Annotated in this window: 14 protein-coding genes; 11 read left to right on the top strand and 3 right to left on the bottom strand. The window is 71.0% G+C overall.

Annotated features, from left to right (window positions below; all coding sequences use genetic code 11):
* Nucleotides 1–148 precede the first annotated feature (148 nt).
* The 4 genes from ACFYMP_RS23515 (at nt 149) to ACFYMP_RS23500 (ending at nt 7,924) form a co-directional block, all read left to right on the top strand.
* Complete coding sequence (locus tag ACFYMP_RS23515; protein WP_388861033.1) at nt 149–1,744, top strand: cytochrome ubiquinol oxidase subunit I; 1,596 nt, start codon at nt 149–151, stop codon at nt 1,742–1,744.
* A gap of 18 nt (nt 1,745–1,762) precedes the next feature.
* Complete coding sequence (gene cydB / locus ACFYMP_RS23510; RefSeq protein ID WP_388861030.1) at nt 1,763–2,764, top strand: cytochrome d ubiquinol oxidase subunit II; 1,002 nt, start codon at nt 1,763–1,765, stop codon at nt 2,762–2,764.
* 147 nt (nt 2,765–2,911) lie between these two features.
* Nucleotides 2,912–6,616 carry a thiol reductant ABC exporter subunit CydD gene (gene cydD / locus ACFYMP_RS23505; protein ID WP_388861027.1) on the top strand — a complete coding sequence of 1,235 codons (3,705 nt, stop codon included), beginning with the start codon at nt 2,912–2,914 and terminating at the stop codon, nt 6,614–6,616.
* A 240-nt stretch (nt 6,617–6,856) separates the two neighbouring features.
* Nucleotides 6,857–7,924 carry a M23 family metallopeptidase gene (locus ACFYMP_RS23500; protein WP_388861024.1) on the top strand — a complete coding sequence of 356 codons (1,068 nt, stop codon included), beginning with the start codon at nt 6,857–6,859 and terminating at the stop codon, nt 7,922–7,924.
* A gap of 103 nt (nt 7,925–8,027) precedes the next feature.
* Here ACFYMP_RS23500 and ACFYMP_RS23495 read toward each other — a convergent pair whose 3' ends face one another.
* Entirely contained in the window at nt 8,028–9,056 is a 1,029-nt protein-coding gene (locus ACFYMP_RS23495) for an HAD family hydrolase (protein ID WP_388861021.1), read from the bottom strand.
* A 501-nt stretch (nt 9,057–9,557) separates the two neighbouring features.
* On the opposite strand from ACFYMP_RS23495, the gene ACFYMP_RS23490 reads away from it, so the two are divergent.
* From ACFYMP_RS23490 to ACFYMP_RS23460, 7 genes are all read left to right on the top strand, one after another.
* Nucleotides 9,558–10,499 (top strand): DUF72 domain-containing protein, encoded by a 942-nt coding sequence (locus ACFYMP_RS23490; RefSeq protein WP_388861018.1) that lies wholly within the window; start codon nt 9,558–9,560, stop codon nt 10,497–10,499.
* 708 nt (nt 10,500–11,207) lie between these two features.
* On the top strand, nt 11,208–12,008 hold the full coding sequence (locus ACFYMP_RS23485; protein WP_388861015.1) for a hypothetical protein: 801 nt from the start codon (nt 11,208–11,210) through the stop codon (nt 12,006–12,008).
* A gap of 96 nt (nt 12,009–12,104) precedes the next feature.
* Nucleotides 12,105–12,317, top strand: coding sequence for a hypothetical protein (locus ACFYMP_RS23480; protein ID WP_388861012.1), 213 nt, complete (start codon nt 12,105–12,107; stop codon nt 12,315–12,317).
* A 46-nt stretch (nt 12,318–12,363) separates the two neighbouring features.
* Entirely contained in the window at nt 12,364–12,558 is a 195-nt protein-coding gene (locus tag ACFYMP_RS23475) for a hypothetical protein (protein WP_388861009.1), read from the top strand.
* Nucleotides 12,559–12,633: 75 nt separating this feature from the next.
* Nucleotides 12,634–13,197, top strand: coding sequence for a transposase family protein (locus ACFYMP_RS23470; RefSeq protein ID WP_388861007.1), 564 nt, complete (start codon nt 12,634–12,636; stop codon nt 13,195–13,197).
* Nucleotides 13,167–13,454: a hypothetical protein gene (locus ACFYMP_RS23465; RefSeq protein WP_388861004.1), complete on the top strand. Its 288-nt coding sequence runs from the start codon at nt 13,167–13,169 to the stop codon at nt 13,452–13,454. Before ACFYMP_RS23470 ends, ACFYMP_RS23465 begins: the two co-directional genes overlap by 31 nt.
* Nucleotides 13,455–13,463: 9 nt before the next feature.
* Nucleotides 13,464–14,369 (top strand): LLM class flavin-dependent oxidoreductase, encoded by a 906-nt coding sequence (locus ACFYMP_RS23460; protein ID WP_388861001.1) that lies wholly within the window; start codon nt 13,464–13,466, stop codon nt 14,367–14,369.
* Nucleotides 14,370–14,655: 286 nt separating this feature from the next.
* Here the strand turns inward: ACFYMP_RS23460 and ACFYMP_RS23455 are convergent, their stop codons facing one another.
* On the bottom strand, nt 14,656–15,531 hold the full coding sequence (locus tag ACFYMP_RS23455; protein ID WP_388860998.1) for a bifunctional 5,10-methylenetetrahydrofolate dehydrogenase/5,10-methenyltetrahydrofolate cyclohydrolase: 876 nt from the start codon (nt 15,529–15,531) through the stop codon (nt 14,656–14,658).
* A 99-nt stretch (nt 15,532–15,630) separates the two neighbouring features.
* Complete coding sequence (locus ACFYMP_RS23450) at nt 15,631–16,308, bottom strand: cyclodeaminase/cyclohydrolase family protein (protein WP_388860995.1); 678 nt, start codon at nt 16,306–16,308, stop codon at nt 15,631–15,633.
* Nucleotides 16,309–16,357: the final 49 nt, after the last annotated feature.

Raw genomic sequence — 16,357 nt, 5'->3', positions numbered from 1 at the left:
GTGAATGTGAACGCTTTCACAAGCGTCACCCGATTAGTCCTGCCTTGGTGGGGTGAACCGGGATGAATCGCTCGGTGAGAGCGGGATCTGGCTGTGCCCACGGTGCCCGCCGCGTGCACAGAGATCAGCGAAACGAGGAGATGACTTCGTGGATCTCGCCCTAGCGCCGGAAACGCTGGCCCGCTGGCAGTTCGGCATCACCACCGTCTACCACTTCCTGTTCATCCCGCTCACGATCTCGCTCGCCGCCCTGACGGCGGGGCTGGAGACGGCGTGGGTCCGGACGCAGAAGGCGAAGTACCTCACCGCCACGAAGTTCTGGGGAAAGCTCTTCCTCATCAACATCGCGATGGGCGTGGTCACCGGCATCGTGCAGGAGTTCCAGTTCGGTATGAACTGGTCGGACTACTCGCGCTTCGTCGGGGACGTCTTCGGCGCACCGCTCGCCTTCGAGGCGCTCATCGCCTTCTTCTTCGAGTCGACCTTCATCGGCCTGTGGATCTTCGGCTGGGACAAGCTGCCGAAGAAGCTCCACCTGGCCACGATCTGGATGGTGTCGATCGGCACGATCCTGTCCGCGTACTTCATCCTCGCGGCGAACTCGTGGATGCAGCACCCCGTCGGCTACCGGATCAACAAGAGCAGCGGCCGCGCCGAGCTCACCGACTTCTGGCAGGTGCTGACCCAGGAGACCGCGCTCACGCAGATCTTCCACACCCTGTCGGTGTCCTTCCTGACCGGTGGCGCCTTCATGGTGGGCATCGCCGGCTGGCACCTCGCCCGGGGCCGGAAGGCGAAGCACGTCGCGGTCATGAAGACTTCCTTGCGCCTGGGCCTGGTGACCGTCGTGGCCGCCGGCCTGCTCACCACGATCAGTGGTGACTTCCTCGGCAAGACCATGTTCAGGCAGCAGCCCATGAAGATGGCCGCGGCCGAGGCGCTGTGGGACGGGGAGGACGCGGCCCCCTTCTCGATCTTCGCGTACGGAGACGTGGACAAGGGGCACAACAGTGTCGCCATCCAGGTCCCCGGCGTGCTCTCCTTCCTCTCCGACTACGACTTCACCTCGCACGTCCCCGGCATCAACGACACCAACAAGGCCGAGCAGCAGAAGTACGGCCCGGGTGACTACCGGCCCAACATCCCGGTCGCCTTCTGGAGCTTCCGCTGGATGATGGGCTTCGGGATGACCTCCTTCGGGGTCGGCGTGCTGGGGCTCTGGCTCACCCGCAAGAAGTTCCTGCTGCCCAGGCACCTGAGGGTCGGCGAGGACGAGATACCGAAGCTCGTGCTCCTCAGGAACACCGTGCTCAGTCCCCGCTTCACCAAGCTCTACTGGATCATCGCCCTGTGGACGCTGTGCTTCCCCCTGATCGGTAGCTCCTGGGGCTGGATCTTCACGGAGAACGGCCGCCAGCCCTGGGCGGTGTACGGACTCTTCCGGACCGAGGACGCGGTGTCCCCCGGGGTCTCCCAGGGCGAGGTACTCACCTCCCTCATCGTCTTCACGCTGCTGTACGCCGTGCTCGCCGTCATCGAGTTCAGGCTGATGGTCAAGTACGTCAAGGGCGGCCCGCCCGAGCTCACGGACGCCGACCTGAACCCGCCCACGCGCGTCGGCGGCCGGCCCGGCACGGGCGGAACCCGCGACAGGGACGCGAGCCCGGACCAGGACGGTCCCGACGGCAGGCGGCGCGAGGACGATGACGACGACGCCGACCGCCCGATGGCCTTCTCCTACTGATGAGGGAGTGAACTGACCATGGAACTCCACGACCTCTGGTTCGTGCTGATAGCTGTCCTGTGGACCGGCTACTTCTTCCTGGAGGGCTTCGACTTCGGAGTGGGCGTCCTCACCAAGGTCCTGGCCCGGGACCGCACCGAGAAGCGGGTGCTGATCAACACCATCGGCCCGGTCTGGGACGGCAACGAGGTCTGGCTGCTCTCGGCGGGCGGCGCGACTTTCGCCGCTTTCCCCGAGTGGTACGCCACGATGTTCTCCGGCTTCTACCTGCCGCTGCTGCTGATCCTGGTGTGCCTCATCGTGCGAGGCGTCGCTTTCGAGTACCGCGCCAAGCGGCCCGAGGAACGCTGGCAGCGCAACTGGGAGCACGCCATCTTCTGGGCCTCGCTGCTCCCCGCGTTCCTGTGGGGCGTCGCCTTCGGCAACATCGTGCACGGCGTCAAGATCGACTCCGGAATGGAGTACGTCGGCAACCTCGTTGATCTGCTCAACCCCTACGCCTTGCTGGGCGGCCTGGTCACGCTGACGCTCTTCACCTTCCACGGCACCGTGTTCGCCGGGCTGAAGACGACGGGGGAGATCCGCTACCGGGCGAGGAGGCTCGCTCTACGGCTCGGCGCGGTCACCGCCCTGCTCGCCGCCGGGTTCCTCGTCTGGACTCAGGTCGACCGGGGCGACACGAAGAGCCTCGTCGCCCTGCTCGTGGCGGTCGCGGCCCTCCTGTGCGCCCTGGTCACGACAGCGCGCGGGCGGGAGGGCTGGGCGTTCGCCCTCTCCGGGGTGACCATCGCGGCGACCGTGGCGATGTTCTTCCTGACGCTCTTCCCGAACGTCATGCCCTCCTCGCTGAACGAGCAGTGGAGCCTCACGGTGTCCAACGCCTCCTCCTCTCCTTACACCCTGAAGATCATGACTTGGTGCACGTGCGTCGCCGCTCCTCTGGTGATGCTCTACCAGGGCTGGACCTACTGGGTCTTCCGCAAGCGGATCGGTACACAGCACATCGCGGACGCGCACTGATCACCGTCGCCGCTTCGGACCGGACGCTGCGGCCGGACGCACCGGGTACCGCGCCCACGTCCTACCCGGTGCGCCCCACCGAAGGTGCCCGCACCACCTGTTGACCGGCCCGCGTCCGGCGTGGACCGACACCGAGGGATGTTTCACGTGAAACCCATCGATCCCCGACTTCTGCACTACGCCCGTGCCACCCGCCTCTTCCTGGTAGCCGTGGTGGTTCTCGGCGTCCTCGGCGCTCTGCTGGTCATCGGTCAGGCCATGCTCATCGCCGAGATCGTCGTCGGGGCCTTCGAGCACGGGATGCGCCTGAACGAACTGGCCACTCCTCTGCTTCTACTGGCCGCGGTGGCCCTGGGACGCGCGCTGGTCTCGTGGCTGACCGAACTCTCCGCTCACCGGGCCAGCGCGGCGGTCAAGTCTGAACTGCGCTCGCGCTTGTTGCGGAAGGCCGCAGAGCTGGGGCCCGCCGGGCTGGACGGACAGCGCACCGGTTCGCTGGTCAACCTCGCCACGCGGGGCGTGGACGCCCTGGACGACTACTTCTCCCGTTACCTGCCGCAGTTGGGGCTCGCCCTCGCGGTGCCGGTGGCGGTGCTGGCGCGCATCGTGACGGAGGACTGGGTCTCGGCGCTGATCATCGTGATCACGCTGCCGCTCATTCCGGTCTTCATGATGCTGATCGGCTGGGCCACGCAGAGCCGGATGGACCGGCAGTGGGAACTCCTGTCGCGCCTGTCGGGACACTTCCTCGACGTGGTCGCAGGCCTGCCGACCCTCAAGGTCTTCGGCCGGGCCAAGGCGCAGGCCGAGTCCATCCGGACCATCACCGACTCCTATCGGCGCGCGACCATGCGCACCCTGCGCATCGCGTTCCTCTCCTCCTTCGCGCTCGAACTCCTGTCGACCCTGTCGGTCGCGCTCGTCGCGGTAACCATCGGGATGCGGCTGGTCCACGGCGACATGGACCTGTACGTCGGGCTCGTGGTGCTGGTCCTGGCTCCGGAGGCGTATCTGCCCCTGCGGCAGGTCGGCGCCCAGTACCACGCCGCGGCCGAGGGGCTGTCGGCCGCCGAAGAGGTGTTCGCCGTCTTGGAGGCGCGGGTGCCGCAGGCCGGGACGGGACCGGTCCCGGAGCGCGGTGCGCTGCGCTGGGACGCAGTGACGGTGCGCTATCCGGGACGGGACGAACCCGCTGTGGAGCGCTTCTCGCTGTCGGTGGCCCCCGGGGAGACGGTGGCGCTCGTCGGCCCGAGCGGGGCGGGGAAGTCCACGGTACTGAGCACGGTCCTCGGTTTCGTACGGCCCGAGTCGGGCCGGCTCCTGTTCGGGGGAACGGATCTGACCACGGTGGCCCCGGAGCGCTTGCACGAGCGGATCGCCTGGGTACCGCAACAGCCCACCCTTTTCGCCGGGACGGTCGGCGAGAACGTCCTGCTGGCACGGCCGGAAGCCGACGACGCGGCGGTCGAGGCGGCGCTGCGGGCCGCAGGCGCCTGGGAGTTCGTGTCCGCGCTGCCGCAGGGGATGCACACACCGCTCGGCGAGGACGGCACCGGTCTGTCGGCGGGGCAGCGCCAACGGCTCGCACTGGCCCGCGCCTTCCTCGCGGACCGTCCGGTCCTGCTGCTGGACGAGCCGACCGCCGCCCTCGACGGGAGTACGGAGGCGGAGATCGTCGAGGCGGTACGGCGGCTGGTCGTCGGACGCACGGTGCTGCTCGTCGTCCACCGGCCGGCTCTGCTCGCCGTGGCGGACCGGGTCGTACGGGTCGGTCGCCCGGTCCGGCAGACGGTTCCCGGGGGGTCCGCGGCGGCGGAGCCGGACCATGTCCTGGCGTCGCCGGACCGCGTACCGGCGGAGCCGGATCAGGTTTTGGCGCGGGTGGCCGGGGCCGGGCCGGAGCGGGACGGCTCGTCTGCGCCCGTGCGTGTTGCCGCTTCCCGGGAAGCCGCCTTGCGGGAGGAAGCCGACGAGGGCCGGACCGCTGTATCGGCCGCAGAGAGGGCGGGAGCGGGTCGTGGCGTTCTGCGCCGGGTGCGGGACATCGGCCGGGCCCGTTGGGGGAGGCTGTCGCTCGCCCTCATGCTCGGCGCACTCGCGCTCGGCTCTGCGGTCGGGCTCATGGCGACGTCCGGCTGGCTCATCTCGCGGGCCTCCCAGGAGCCGCCGGTGCTCTACCTGATGGTGGCCGTGACCGCGACGCGCGCTTTCGGCATCGGGCGCTCCGTCTTCCGTTACACGGAGCGGCTGGTGTCGCACGACGCGGTGCTGCGGATGCTCGCCGACACCCGGGTCGCGGTGTTCCGGGGACTCGAACGCCTCTCCCCCGCCGGGCTGCGCGGGCGTAGGCGCGGCGATCTGCTGTCGCGCCTGGTGGCCGATGTCGACGCCTTCCAGGACTACTGGCTGCGCTGGCTGCTTCCGGCGGGCGCGGCGGTGGTCGTCGGTGCGGGGACGGTGGGCTTCACCGCGTGGCTGCTTCCGGCAGCGGGCATGGTGCTCGCCGCCGGGCTGTTGCTCGCCGGCGTCGGCGTCCCGCTGCTCACGGTGCGCGGCGCCCGCCGTGCGGAGCGGCAGCTCGCCCCCGCCCGGGGAGATCTCGCCGTCCGGGTGACCGATGTGCTGACCGGAACCGGCGAACTGACGGTCGCGGGGGCGCTGCCGGGCAGGCTCCGCGCGGCGGTCGCGGCGGACCGCAGGCTCACCCGGATCGCCTCGCGCGCCTCGGCTCTGACCGCTCTCGGCGACGGACTGACGGCCCTGATCACCGGTCTCACCGTGGCGGCCTGTGCCGCTGTCGCCGTACCGGCGGTCGCGCAGGGCCGCCTGTCGGGTGTGGCCCTCGCGGTGGTCGTCCTCACGCCGCTCGCGGCGTTCGAGGCGGTGACCGGCATGCCGGTCACCGTGCAGTACCGGGAGCGGGTCCGGCGCAGTGCCGAGCGGGTGCACGAGGTACTGGACGCCCCGGCGCCCGTCCGTGAACCGGTCGCGCCTCGGCCCGCACCCGTCTCGCCGTTCCCGCTGCGGCTCCATGGGGTCAGCGCCCGGTACGCGGGTCGGGAGCGCGACGCGCTGCGCGATCTGGACCTGACGATCCCCGAAGGACGCCGGATCGCCGTGGTGGGCTCCTCGGGCTCGGGCAAGACGACGCTCGCGCAGGTCCTGCTGCGTTTCCTCGACCCCGCGGAAGGCGACTACCTGCTCGGCGGGACGAGGGCGGAGGAACTGCCGGGGGACGTGGTGCGCCGCTTCGTGGGGCTGTGCGCCCAGGACGCCCACCACTTCGACAGCTCGATACGGGAGAACCTGCTGCTCGCCCGTAAGGAGGCCGGGGAGCCCGAGCTGCGTTCGGCGCTGGACCGAGCACGGCTTCTGGGGTGGGTGGACTCGCTCCCGGACGGTCTCGACACCATGATCGGCGAACACGGCGCACGGCTCTCCGGTGGCCAGCGGCAGCGGCTCGCGCTGGCCAGAGCGCTGCTGGCCGATTTCCCGGTGCTGGTCCTGGACGAACCCGCCGAGCACCTGGACCTGGAGACGGCCGACGCGCTCACCACCGACCTGCTCGCGGCCACCGAAGGGCACACCACTGTGCTGATCACCCATCGGCTGGCAGGGCTTGAAGGGGCCGTGGACGAGGTGCTCGTTCTCGACGAGGGTCGTGTCGTGCAGCGCGGCGACGTCAGTGAACTGCTCCGTAGTGAGGGACCCTTGAAGGAGATGTGGGTGCGCGAACGGGAAGCGGAGCGGCTTCTGGCGGTCGGCGGTTCTGCCGGGGACGCGCTCCCGGAGCTGCCCAGGAGGGCTCCGAGTCACCGAGGCGGCCCGGCGTTCGCGATCACCCAGGACTGACCGCCCGGCCGCCTGGCGCGGGAAGGCGATGTTTCACGTGAAACATGGGCCTCCATGTTTCACGTGAAACCTGCGTGACCCCATATCCGCGTGACACCCCGTCCGATGTTTCACGTGAAACATCGACTATCCGGCTTGGCGAGGCTGTCGGGCTGCGTCGACCCCGTTCGGGTTACGCACTGCGCCACCCGCAGGAGCAGGAGGCGCGTCCTCCCCGGGAGCGGAGTCACCATCCGGGGCATGGTTTCCTGCTCTCGTAGCCGCGCCCTGCGGCGTTCGCTCGTGGTGCCGTCCTTGTGTCTGCTGCTGGCCGGGGTGCTCGGTGTGTCCCGGCCCCCGGTCGACGCTGCGGACGGTCCTGAGACGCCCAGCGCGGAGGTAGCGGCCCTCTACCGGCGGGCGGCGCAGGCCACTGAACAGTACGAGTCCGGACGGAAGGCCGCGGCTGCCGAGAAGGTCAGGGCAGCCGAGTTGGAGGAGCGCCTCAAGGGGCAACGCGGACGGCTCGTCCTGTTGCAGGAGGACGTGGGCAGGATCGCCCGCGAGCAGTACCGCTCCCATGACGACGGCCTGTCGATCGCCGCGAATCTGCTTCTCGCGGACGACCCCGATGGCCTGTTGCGGAGCACGCGGATGACCGCGCGGGCCGATCTGGCCGTGACGCATCTGGTGGACCGGACGCGGCTCGCGAGCGCGAAGCTCCTCGGGGACGAGCGCGAGGCGAGGAAGAGGTGGAAGTCCCTGGAGAGACGCAACGCGCAACTCGCGGTTCTGAAGGCGGAGATCAGCGCAAAGCTCCAGACGGCCCGGCAGAAACTCCAGGCAGAGGCGGACAGTTCCGTCACGGCGGGGAAGTGCCGTGGTGCGGTGCGGTTGGCGCAGGCCGTCTCGGAGGTGCCGCGTGGACCGTGGGTCAAGCCGGTGGCCAAGTACGTGGTCTCCGCGAGGTTCGGCGGTTCGGGCGAACGCTGGTCGCACCAGCACACCGGTCAGGACTTCGCCGTGGACGTCGGTACACCCGTGAGCGCGGCCGGAGCGGGCCGTGTGGTGCGCGTCTCGTGCGGGGGGCCGTTCGGTATCGAGGTCGTCGTACAGCACGAGGGCGGTTACTACACCCAGTACGCCCACCTGTCCTCGGCGGCCGTGGATCAGGGACAGAGAGTGGGCGCGGGCCAGTGGATCGGGCAGTCGGGGACCACCGGCAACTCGACGGGCCCGCACCTGCACTTCGAGGTACGCCTCACCCCGGACTACGGTTCGGCGCTCGACCCCGTGCCGTGGCTCAAGGAGCACGGCGTCACCCTGTAGGGTCGCACGCTCCCGTCCACAGGCCCGGCTCGCCCCCCCGCTCCGCCTCGTCCGCGGATCTGCGGCGCGGACCCGCCGATGGTGGTCTGCCGGGGCCTCTCGGTCAGCTCCGGGCCAGGAACTGTTCGATGACGTGGGCGACGCCGTCCTCGTTGTTTCCGCGCGTGGTGGCGGAGGCGGCGGTGAGAACGTCCGGGTGGGCGTTGCCCATCGCGAAGGAGCGCCCCGCCCAGGTCAGCATCTCCAGATCGTTGGGCATGTCGCCGAACGCGATGACCTCCTCGGCGGTGATGCCCAGTTCGGCGCAGCACTGGGCGAGGGTGCTGGCCTTGGACACCCCGAGTGCGCTGATCTCCAGGAGAGCGGTCGGGCTGGACCGCGTGATGGCGACCCGGTCCCCGATGGTGTCCCGCGCGAGGCGCAGAAAGGCGTCGGGAGCGAGGTCGGGGTGGTGGGCGAGCAGCTTCAGCAGGGGCTGTCCGGCGTCGGGACTCCGGTCGGCGAGCAGCTTGGACAGGGGCGCGACGCTGGAACCCGGGTCGAGGTGGAAGGGCGGGTAACCGGGCTCGTGGTGCAGTCCGCCGGTCCGCTCGACGGCGTAGGTGGTGCCGGGGGCCGCCAGGCGCAGTTCCTCGGCGACCTCGGCGGCCTTTCGCGCCGGCACGGGCCGCACCTTCACGAAGCTGTGGGGCAGCCCGCTCTCCTCGTCCGCCGTCCGGAGGTCGACCACCGCCGCGCCGTTTCCGCAGATGGCGAGCCCGTGGCCATGGACGTGGGTGCTGACGACGTCCATCCAGCGGGCCGGCCGGCCGGTCACGAAGAAGACGGCGATCCCCGCCTGTTCCGCGGCGGCCAGGGCGGCCACCGTGCGAGGCGACAGGGTCTGGTCGTCGCGCAGCAGTGTCCCGTCGAGGTCGGTCGCGATGAGCCGGGGAAGCGTCCCGGCCGCTACCTGCTCCTGCCGGGACCCGGCGCCGCTCGACGCGGCGGCCAGGGCGGCGGAGCCGGGAAGCGCGGGCGGAGCGGTCGGAGCGGTCGGAGCGGTCGGAGCGGTGGGGGCCGTGGCAGCGGGGACGGACGTATCGGGCCTGGGCCGGGGAGTCGCTGAGGTCACTTCCGCATTGTGTCGCATATGCCAGAACGGGCGTGCGGACTGCCGCACAGATGAGCCATTCGCGCCCCCGTCGCCGGTGGGAGGCGGCTCGGAGACAAGCGGCAGGCATCCCCTAAGTCGTCGGCACACGGTGAAAGGGAGGGAGCGGGAGGGCTCCACGGTCGAGCGACGCCGGGGGAACGGGGGCGCACGAACGGCGCGCACCCCTCGCCCTTCCGTCGGCCCTCGCCGGATCCGTCAGGCCGGGCGCGCGCCTCTCGCGACGGCGGCCGACCGGCACGGGGGACGTGGAGCTGGGGCCATGCCCGTCCTTCGCCCTCGCCGTGCCGTGCCGAAGACGGGTCCCTGCCGTACTCGGCGCGGCCTCGGCCGGATCGGCGGAATTCCGCTGGACCGCACGGCGCGGAGGTTTCGGGCGGGAAGCGGTTGGGCGGATGCGACGGAGGGGCGTTGGCGCCCGCCTGTGGGCGGTCCCGTGGTGGGGCGTTGGCGCGGCCGCGCCCGGGGAAGGCGGGGGGTATGGGAGAGATCCGGGTCGGAACGTGCTCATGGACGGACAAGGCGCTGGTGTCCAGCGGCTGGTACCCGACAGGTCTCCGTGATGCCGAGGGCAGGCTGCGGCACTACGCCGGCCGGTTCCCGGTGGTGGAGGTGGACGCCACCTACTACGGGCTGCCCAGCGCCCGAAACAGCGCGCTGTGGGCGGAACGTACCCCTGACGGCTTCCACTTCGACGTGAAGGCGTTCTCCTTGCTGACCGGTCATCCGACACAGCCCCGGGCGATGCCGGCCGACCTGCGCCCGTACCTCGCGCGGCGCGGGGACCGGGCGGGCAGTGATCCCGGACTGCTCGACGACATCTGGGACCGGTTCAGCGGGGCTCTGGAGCCACTGCGCCGCTCGGAACGGCTGGGCACGCTGCTGTTTCAGTTCCCGCGCCGGCTCGCGCCGGGGAGGCCGGCGGAGGCGTTCCTGCGCGAATGCCGGGAACGGGCCGAGGGCTGGCCGATGGCCGTCGAGTTCCGCCACCCCGGCTGGTGGCGCGAGGACCGCGCCGCCGCGACGACCGCGCTGCTGACAGAACTCGGCACGACCGCGGTGGCCGTGGACATGGCCCAGGAACTCCCCACCTCGATACCACCGGTCGTCCGGGTCACGTCCCCGCAGCTCGCGGTGGTGCGCTTCCACGGGCGCAGCGCGGCTTGGGGCACCGGTACGAAGGAGGAGAAGTTCCGTCACTCGTACACGCCGGAGGAACTGTCCGCATGGACCTCGCGCATCCGCACGATGGCTCAACAGGCTCGGGAGGTGCACGTCCTGTTCAACAACTGTTGCGGGAACGCTGCCGTCCACGCCGCACAGTCGATGCGCGATCTGCTGGGACTCACCGCGCCGCCCGGTGGGGAGGCGGGTGAGCTGGACGGGATGGACCTGATGGGCATGGTGGATGAGGCAGGGTGAGAGGAGGCAAGACGGATCAGCACAGCGGTTGGTCTGGACTCCGTGAGTGCCGCGAGTGCCGCGAGTGCCGTGAGCGCCACGAGCGCCAGGGGGGTGCGGCTCCTGACCGCTCGCAGCTCTGCTCGGGCACGTTCTCGCCCTGACCCCTGCCCGGCCCCGGCCTCCTCGGTCGGGGCGCCCCCACGTCTTCCCGGGACCGCCCGTTACGCGGCATGGCCCCTGCTTTCTGGAGTGATCACGATGTCCTTCCGGTCCTCCTTCACCGGTCCTTCGCCCCCCTCTCGAAGTCCTGGATGACTACGCGCACCTCGTCATGCGCGCGTGGTGTCGTCATGCGCGCGTGGTGCGCTGGGCGAGACGGACGCGGCCTTCGCACGGGAGGTTTCGGCCGGGAGGACTGGTCGTTCGACGCGAGCTACGACATGCCGGCCTCCCGGAGGAGCCGCCTCCCCTGATCGACACGTTGCGCTCGCGCACCGGGGTGGAGACCGGTCTCCGTCCGCAGGGAGTGGAGCGCACTGAGCCTCCGCCAACTTGAAGTCGCAGGTCAAAGGACTGGTGTGGCCGGTCCTCCGGGTACTCGTGCTGGTCGTGGGCGGTTGTCTGTGGTGTAGATCGTTTCCAGCGGCCGGTTGTCGGTTCTTGAGGTCCGTTTCCTTGTGTCGGCCCCTCGCAGAAGGGCGGATTCGGGCCTGGGACCATGAGCGGATGTCCGAGGACCCGAACCCGATGTCTAGCCTGTGGCCGCTCGTACCGCCTGGGGCCACCGACTGGCTGCTGGAGCTATGTGGTGACGGCCTAACCGGTTTCATGCCTCCGGCGATGCCCGACGCGGTGTGGGTGCTCAACGCCATGTACGAGCACGAGCATGGACCAACCGAAGTGTCGTACGACGAGCACCACCAGGCACGTCTTGGTGACGGGAGCACCCAGCCCCATACCGTCGCGGGTATCGACCTCGACGCCGTGAGCATGGCCACGGGGGGAGGTCTGGGCCGTGCCCGGCACCCCGGCCCTGGCTGGCGGCGGCTGCGATGGAACGAGCTTGCCCGGCGGACCGGCGACCCGATAGTGCCCGACGGGCTGATGCCTTCCTATCGCTGCTTCCCCTCAGCCAAGAAGGAGGGCAGCTGGCCACTCAGCATAATCCCGCCGACCGAAGGAAGCCTGGACCGGGAGACCTGGAACCGGCTGATCGTCACCCTCAACCGGTACAGCCCCGCAGACCCGGATACCCGCTGCCTTGCGTATTACAACCCGCTGACGCTCGGAGCCACCGACTTCGACAACCTCCACGTGCATGCGGGCCGGCTCGGCGACGCCGAGCTCCTGTACGACCAGTCCGAAGCAGACTTCAGCCCGTCCAACCTCTGGGCCGGTGACCGCTCCTGGGTCCTTTGCACCGACTACGACCTGTGGGCCACCAAGGTCACCGGTTCCCCAGCCCTCATCAACGCATTGCTGAACGACTCCGAAATCGAGGCGGTTCGCCTGCCCTGGGCACACTGATGACGAGCCGCCCTTTAAGTTCCTTTCCCAGCCCTGGAGCGGCGAGCACTCCAGTTCCTGCCCGCTGGGGCCGGACGGCCCTCTACGATCCGGTGCATGCTGGATCCCGAGCTGCTGGAACGGATCACCGCGCGGCGTGCGGAACTGGACGAACCCGAAGAACAGCTGGCCACCCAGCTGGAGGAAGTGCGGCCGAACGAGACGAACTCGCCGTCGCCGAACGCGTTTCTGAACGGATGGCCGGGCAGCTCGCCGAGGAACGCGCCTCCGCCAGGCCGATGTCAGGGCAGGTGGGCGGCCGGGCGGTGATGCTGATCCCGCACCGCGAGCCGGGCCAGGAGGAGGACGCGCCGCCGTGGGACTACCAGCGCGTCATCACCGCCGTGCGGCAGGCCGCCGGCCGGTCATGGGCCGCGAGGTCGGCGAGGTGGTGGGGGTGGACGTCAGCGTGAAGGCCAAGCTGGAACCGCTGCGCGGCAAGCTGGTCAGACTCGTCGATCGCGGCTGGCTGCGGAAACTGCCCGACGGCCGGTTCACCACCCGCCTGTGACCAGCAACACCGCCACTCGGAGCGGCTCGGCACGGGCGTAACCCGGTTGCTCCTGGAGGCTGTTGGAATTGTGTGATGAATACCGAAGAGCGAGCCGAGGGCATCTCTGCGCTTGTCTGCCAGTGCCGTCTGCCGCTGTCCACGCGCACCGTCAACCACCTCGCCGATCTGCTACGGCGTCATCTGAAGACTTTTCGGCCCCGGTGGCGGACCCTGCCGCCCGGGAAAGTCGCGGTTATCGTCCTGGCCGTGCTGCGTCACGACCAGCGCCTGGCCGACCTGGCCGGCGGAAACGGCGTGTCCGAGTCCATGGTCCGCCGCTGGCGGGACGAGCTGATCGGGCTGCTCGCCGCCAAGGCCCCGCGCCTGGACCGCGCCCTGATGAAGGTCACCAGGCAGGGCGGGGAGGTGGTCCTGATCGACGGCACCCTCATCCGCACCAGACGCCGCACCGGCAAGGCCGACCGTCGGAACTATTCCGGCAAGCACCGCAGCCATGGCCTGCACTTCCTCGCCCAGACCGACGAGAGCGGGCGCCTGATCTGGACATCCGCCGCGCGGCCTGGCCGCACCCACGCGCCGAGGAGCGCGTCGACGAAGAGCGTGTCGTGGCGCTCTTCGCCCGGACCGCGGGGGTGACGGTGCTCGCGAGCGACGACGCCGTACTCAGCCCGTACCGCACGGTGACCTGGAGCCCCGAGGGGGAGCGCTCGCTCGTCCTTCTCGACGAACGCGCCCTGGACGAGGACGACGCCTACGTACTGCTCGGGGCGGCTCCGGACGTGAGGGGTACGTTCTGGCCCGGTCCCGCGCTCGGCGCGGACGGCGATCTCGGTGCCGTGACGTGCGTGGCGCGGCACACCACTCCGCCGAGTGCGGGGGGCGCCTGCCCATAGCCTTCCCCCATGAGCATTCGTCTGAGCACCGTGATCCTCCCCACCGACCGCTGGCACGAGGGAGGACGGGCGAAGTGGCAGCGGGCCGAGGAACTCGGCTTCCACACCGCTTACACCTACGACCACCTCTCCTGGCGGACCTTCCGCGACGGGCCCTGGTTCGGCGCCCTCCCCACCCTCACCGCCGCCGCCACGGCGACCGAACGTATCCGGCTGGGCACCCTCGTCACCTCGCCGAACTTCCGGCACCCGGTCACTCTCGCGAAGGAACTGATCTCGCTGGACGACGTCTCGCGGGGGCGTGTGACCCTGGGCATCGGTGCTGGGGGGAGCGGTTTCGACGCCACCGCTCTCGGCCAGGAGGCTTGGACGCCTCGCGAGCGGGCGGATCACTTCGCGGAGTTCGTGCCGCTGCTCGACCGGTTGCTGACGGAACCCGCCGTCACCCACCACGGCACGCACTACACGGCGATCGAGGCGCGGAACATCCCTGGCTGTGTGCAGCGCCCCCGCCTGCCCTTCGCCGTGGCCGCCACCGGACCGCGCGGCATGCGGCTTGCAGCGTCGTACGGGCAGGCCTGGGTCACGACCGGTGATCCGAAGCTCTTCGAGTCGGGCACGCCCGCAGAGTCCCGCCGCGCGATCGGACGGCAGGTCGAGCGGCTGGGCGCGGCCTGTGAGGAGGCCGGCAGGGACCCCGGCACCCTCGAACGCGTGCTGCTCACGGGCTTCACTCCGGAGAGGACGGGACCGCTCAGCAGCGTCGAGGCGTTCGTCGACTTCGCCGGCGCGCACGCCGAGCTGGGCATCACCGAGATCGTGCTGCACGCCCCGATCCCGGACTCCGACTTCGCCGCCGACGAGAAGGTCTTCGAGCAGATCGCCACCGAGGGACTCTCCCGCCTGGAAGGCTGAGCCAGGCGGCAGGCGGCAGGCGGCAGGCGGCAGGCGGCAGGCGGCAGGCGGCAGGCGGCAGGCCGCGGAGCCGGGGCGGGCGGCGGAGCCGGGAGCGGAGAGCGGGCCGGCCCGGCGCCGGCGGGCCCGTGGGCGCGGACGGGGCGGAAGACGGGCCCTCGTGCCGGCTCGTCCCCGAGTGCTCCGCCTCCCCTTCTCGGCAGCCGGCCCCGCGGCTGCCCCCGGCAGGCCCCCTCGTAGACCCGTGAGCCCGTAAGCCGCCGTCAGGGCGGCCACCGCCGTGGGGCTACCGCCGGGCCTCTCCCGCCGCGCGGGCCGCTTCCGCGGTGTGGAGCAGCAACAGGGCGGTGGTGACCGGTCCGACGCCTCCGGGTACGGGGGTGAGCGCAGAGGCCGTCGCGGCGACGGTGGCCGCGTCCGCGTCGCCTGCCAGGCCGCCGTCCGGGGTGGGATTGGTGCCGACGTCCACGACGACGGCACCGGGCCGTACGTGTTCTCCGGTGATCAGGCCCGCCCGCCCGGCGGCCGCGACGAGGATGTCCCCGGACCGGGTGGTGGCGGCGAGGTCGGGGGTGCGGGAGTGGCTCACGGTGACGGTCGCGTCGCGGGCCAGGAGCAGCAGGGACACGGGTTTGCCGACGACCGTGGACCGGCCGACGACCACCGCGTGGCGCCCGCTCAACGGCACCGCGTGGTGGTCGAGAAGCGCGAGGACGGCCTCCGCGGTGGCGGGCGCGAAGGCGGGCAGACCCGCCAGGAGACGGCCGAGCGAGACGGGGTTGGCCCCGTCCACGTCCTTGGCCGGGGGGATGGACGAGGTGAGGTCCTCGGTGACGACACCGGGCGGCAACGGTGTCTGGAGGATGATCCCGTGCACCTCGGGATCCGCGCCCAGCCGCTCCAGAGTGCCGCGCAGTCCGTCCGTGGTGGCCTGCGGGCCGAGGTCCACGAGGGTGCAGAGCAGCCCGGACTTCTGGGCGGCGCGGGCCAGTGAACGGACGTACCAGGCGCTCGACTCGTCCTCCGTCGCGGACACGATGGCGAGCCGCGGCGGAATGCCCGCCTCGGTGAGTTCGGCGGCGAGCCGCGCGGTGCGGGTCCGCAGTTCGGCGGCGAGCTGCTTGCCGGAGAGAGTACGGGCCGCCGTGCTCGGCTCGGACACGGTTCCTCCAAGGGAAGACGGGGGGATGAGGGGGTGCGCGGGGCGGCGGGAGCCGGCCCCGCGTACCCCGCTGTTGCTGCTCTGCTTTGCCGCGCCGGGTCAGCCGTTCGCGATCTGCCCGCGCACCTCGCGGGTCATCTGGTCGGCCCTTGCGGCGAGGTCGTCGACGCGCGCGGCGAGGCCCGTGAGACGGTCCCGCGCGTCCGGGTCCTTGATGCCGGACAGGTTGATCTCGATGTTCACACGGCCGGTGACGGCCGCCGCGCGCGCCGCCTCGGTGGCGGCCGCGATGTCGGAGACGACGTTCGGGTTGGCAACCGGGAGCAGGGCCTCGGCGAGGTCCACGATCTCCCCGGCCGCGAGCACGGTCTCGGCGGGCGGGTTCGCGGCCGCCACGAGTGCGGCGGCGATCGCCTCGGAGCGTGCCGCCTTCTCCCGCGGGTCATTCTTGGGGAGCCGGTACGCCTCGGTCACGGAGGTGAACGCGGCCGCGTCCGCCTCCGCCAACGACAGCGCGCGCTCGCGCAGTTCGTCCGCCGCGGTGGTGATCCGGTCCACGGCCGGGGCGTGGTCGGCGTATTTCGGCCCGGTGGAGTAGCGCGCCACCATGCCGATCAGCGCGGCGGCCTGTGCGGCGTGCAGGGCGGCGACGGCACCACCGCCGGGCGCGGGCAGCCGGGCGGCGAGGCCGTGCAGGTAGTCGTCGAGGCTCTGAGAGCGCAGGGAGCCGGTGGAGGAGGCGGCGAAGGCGGCGGAGCCGGTGGGTGCGTCGGGCATGCGCGGATTCTCTCAGGCATGGCGGGCCAACACGCGTTCCTGGCGGGGC

Origin of the sequence: Streptomyces sp. NPDC007088 (assembly GCF_042869355.1) — a bacterium.
Lineage (GTDB): Bacteria > Actinomycetota > Actinomycetes > Streptomycetales > Streptomycetaceae > Streptomyces.
The sequence above is the reverse complement of the archived record's forward strand: the minus strand, read 5'-3'. Positions and strand labels throughout refer to the sequence as shown.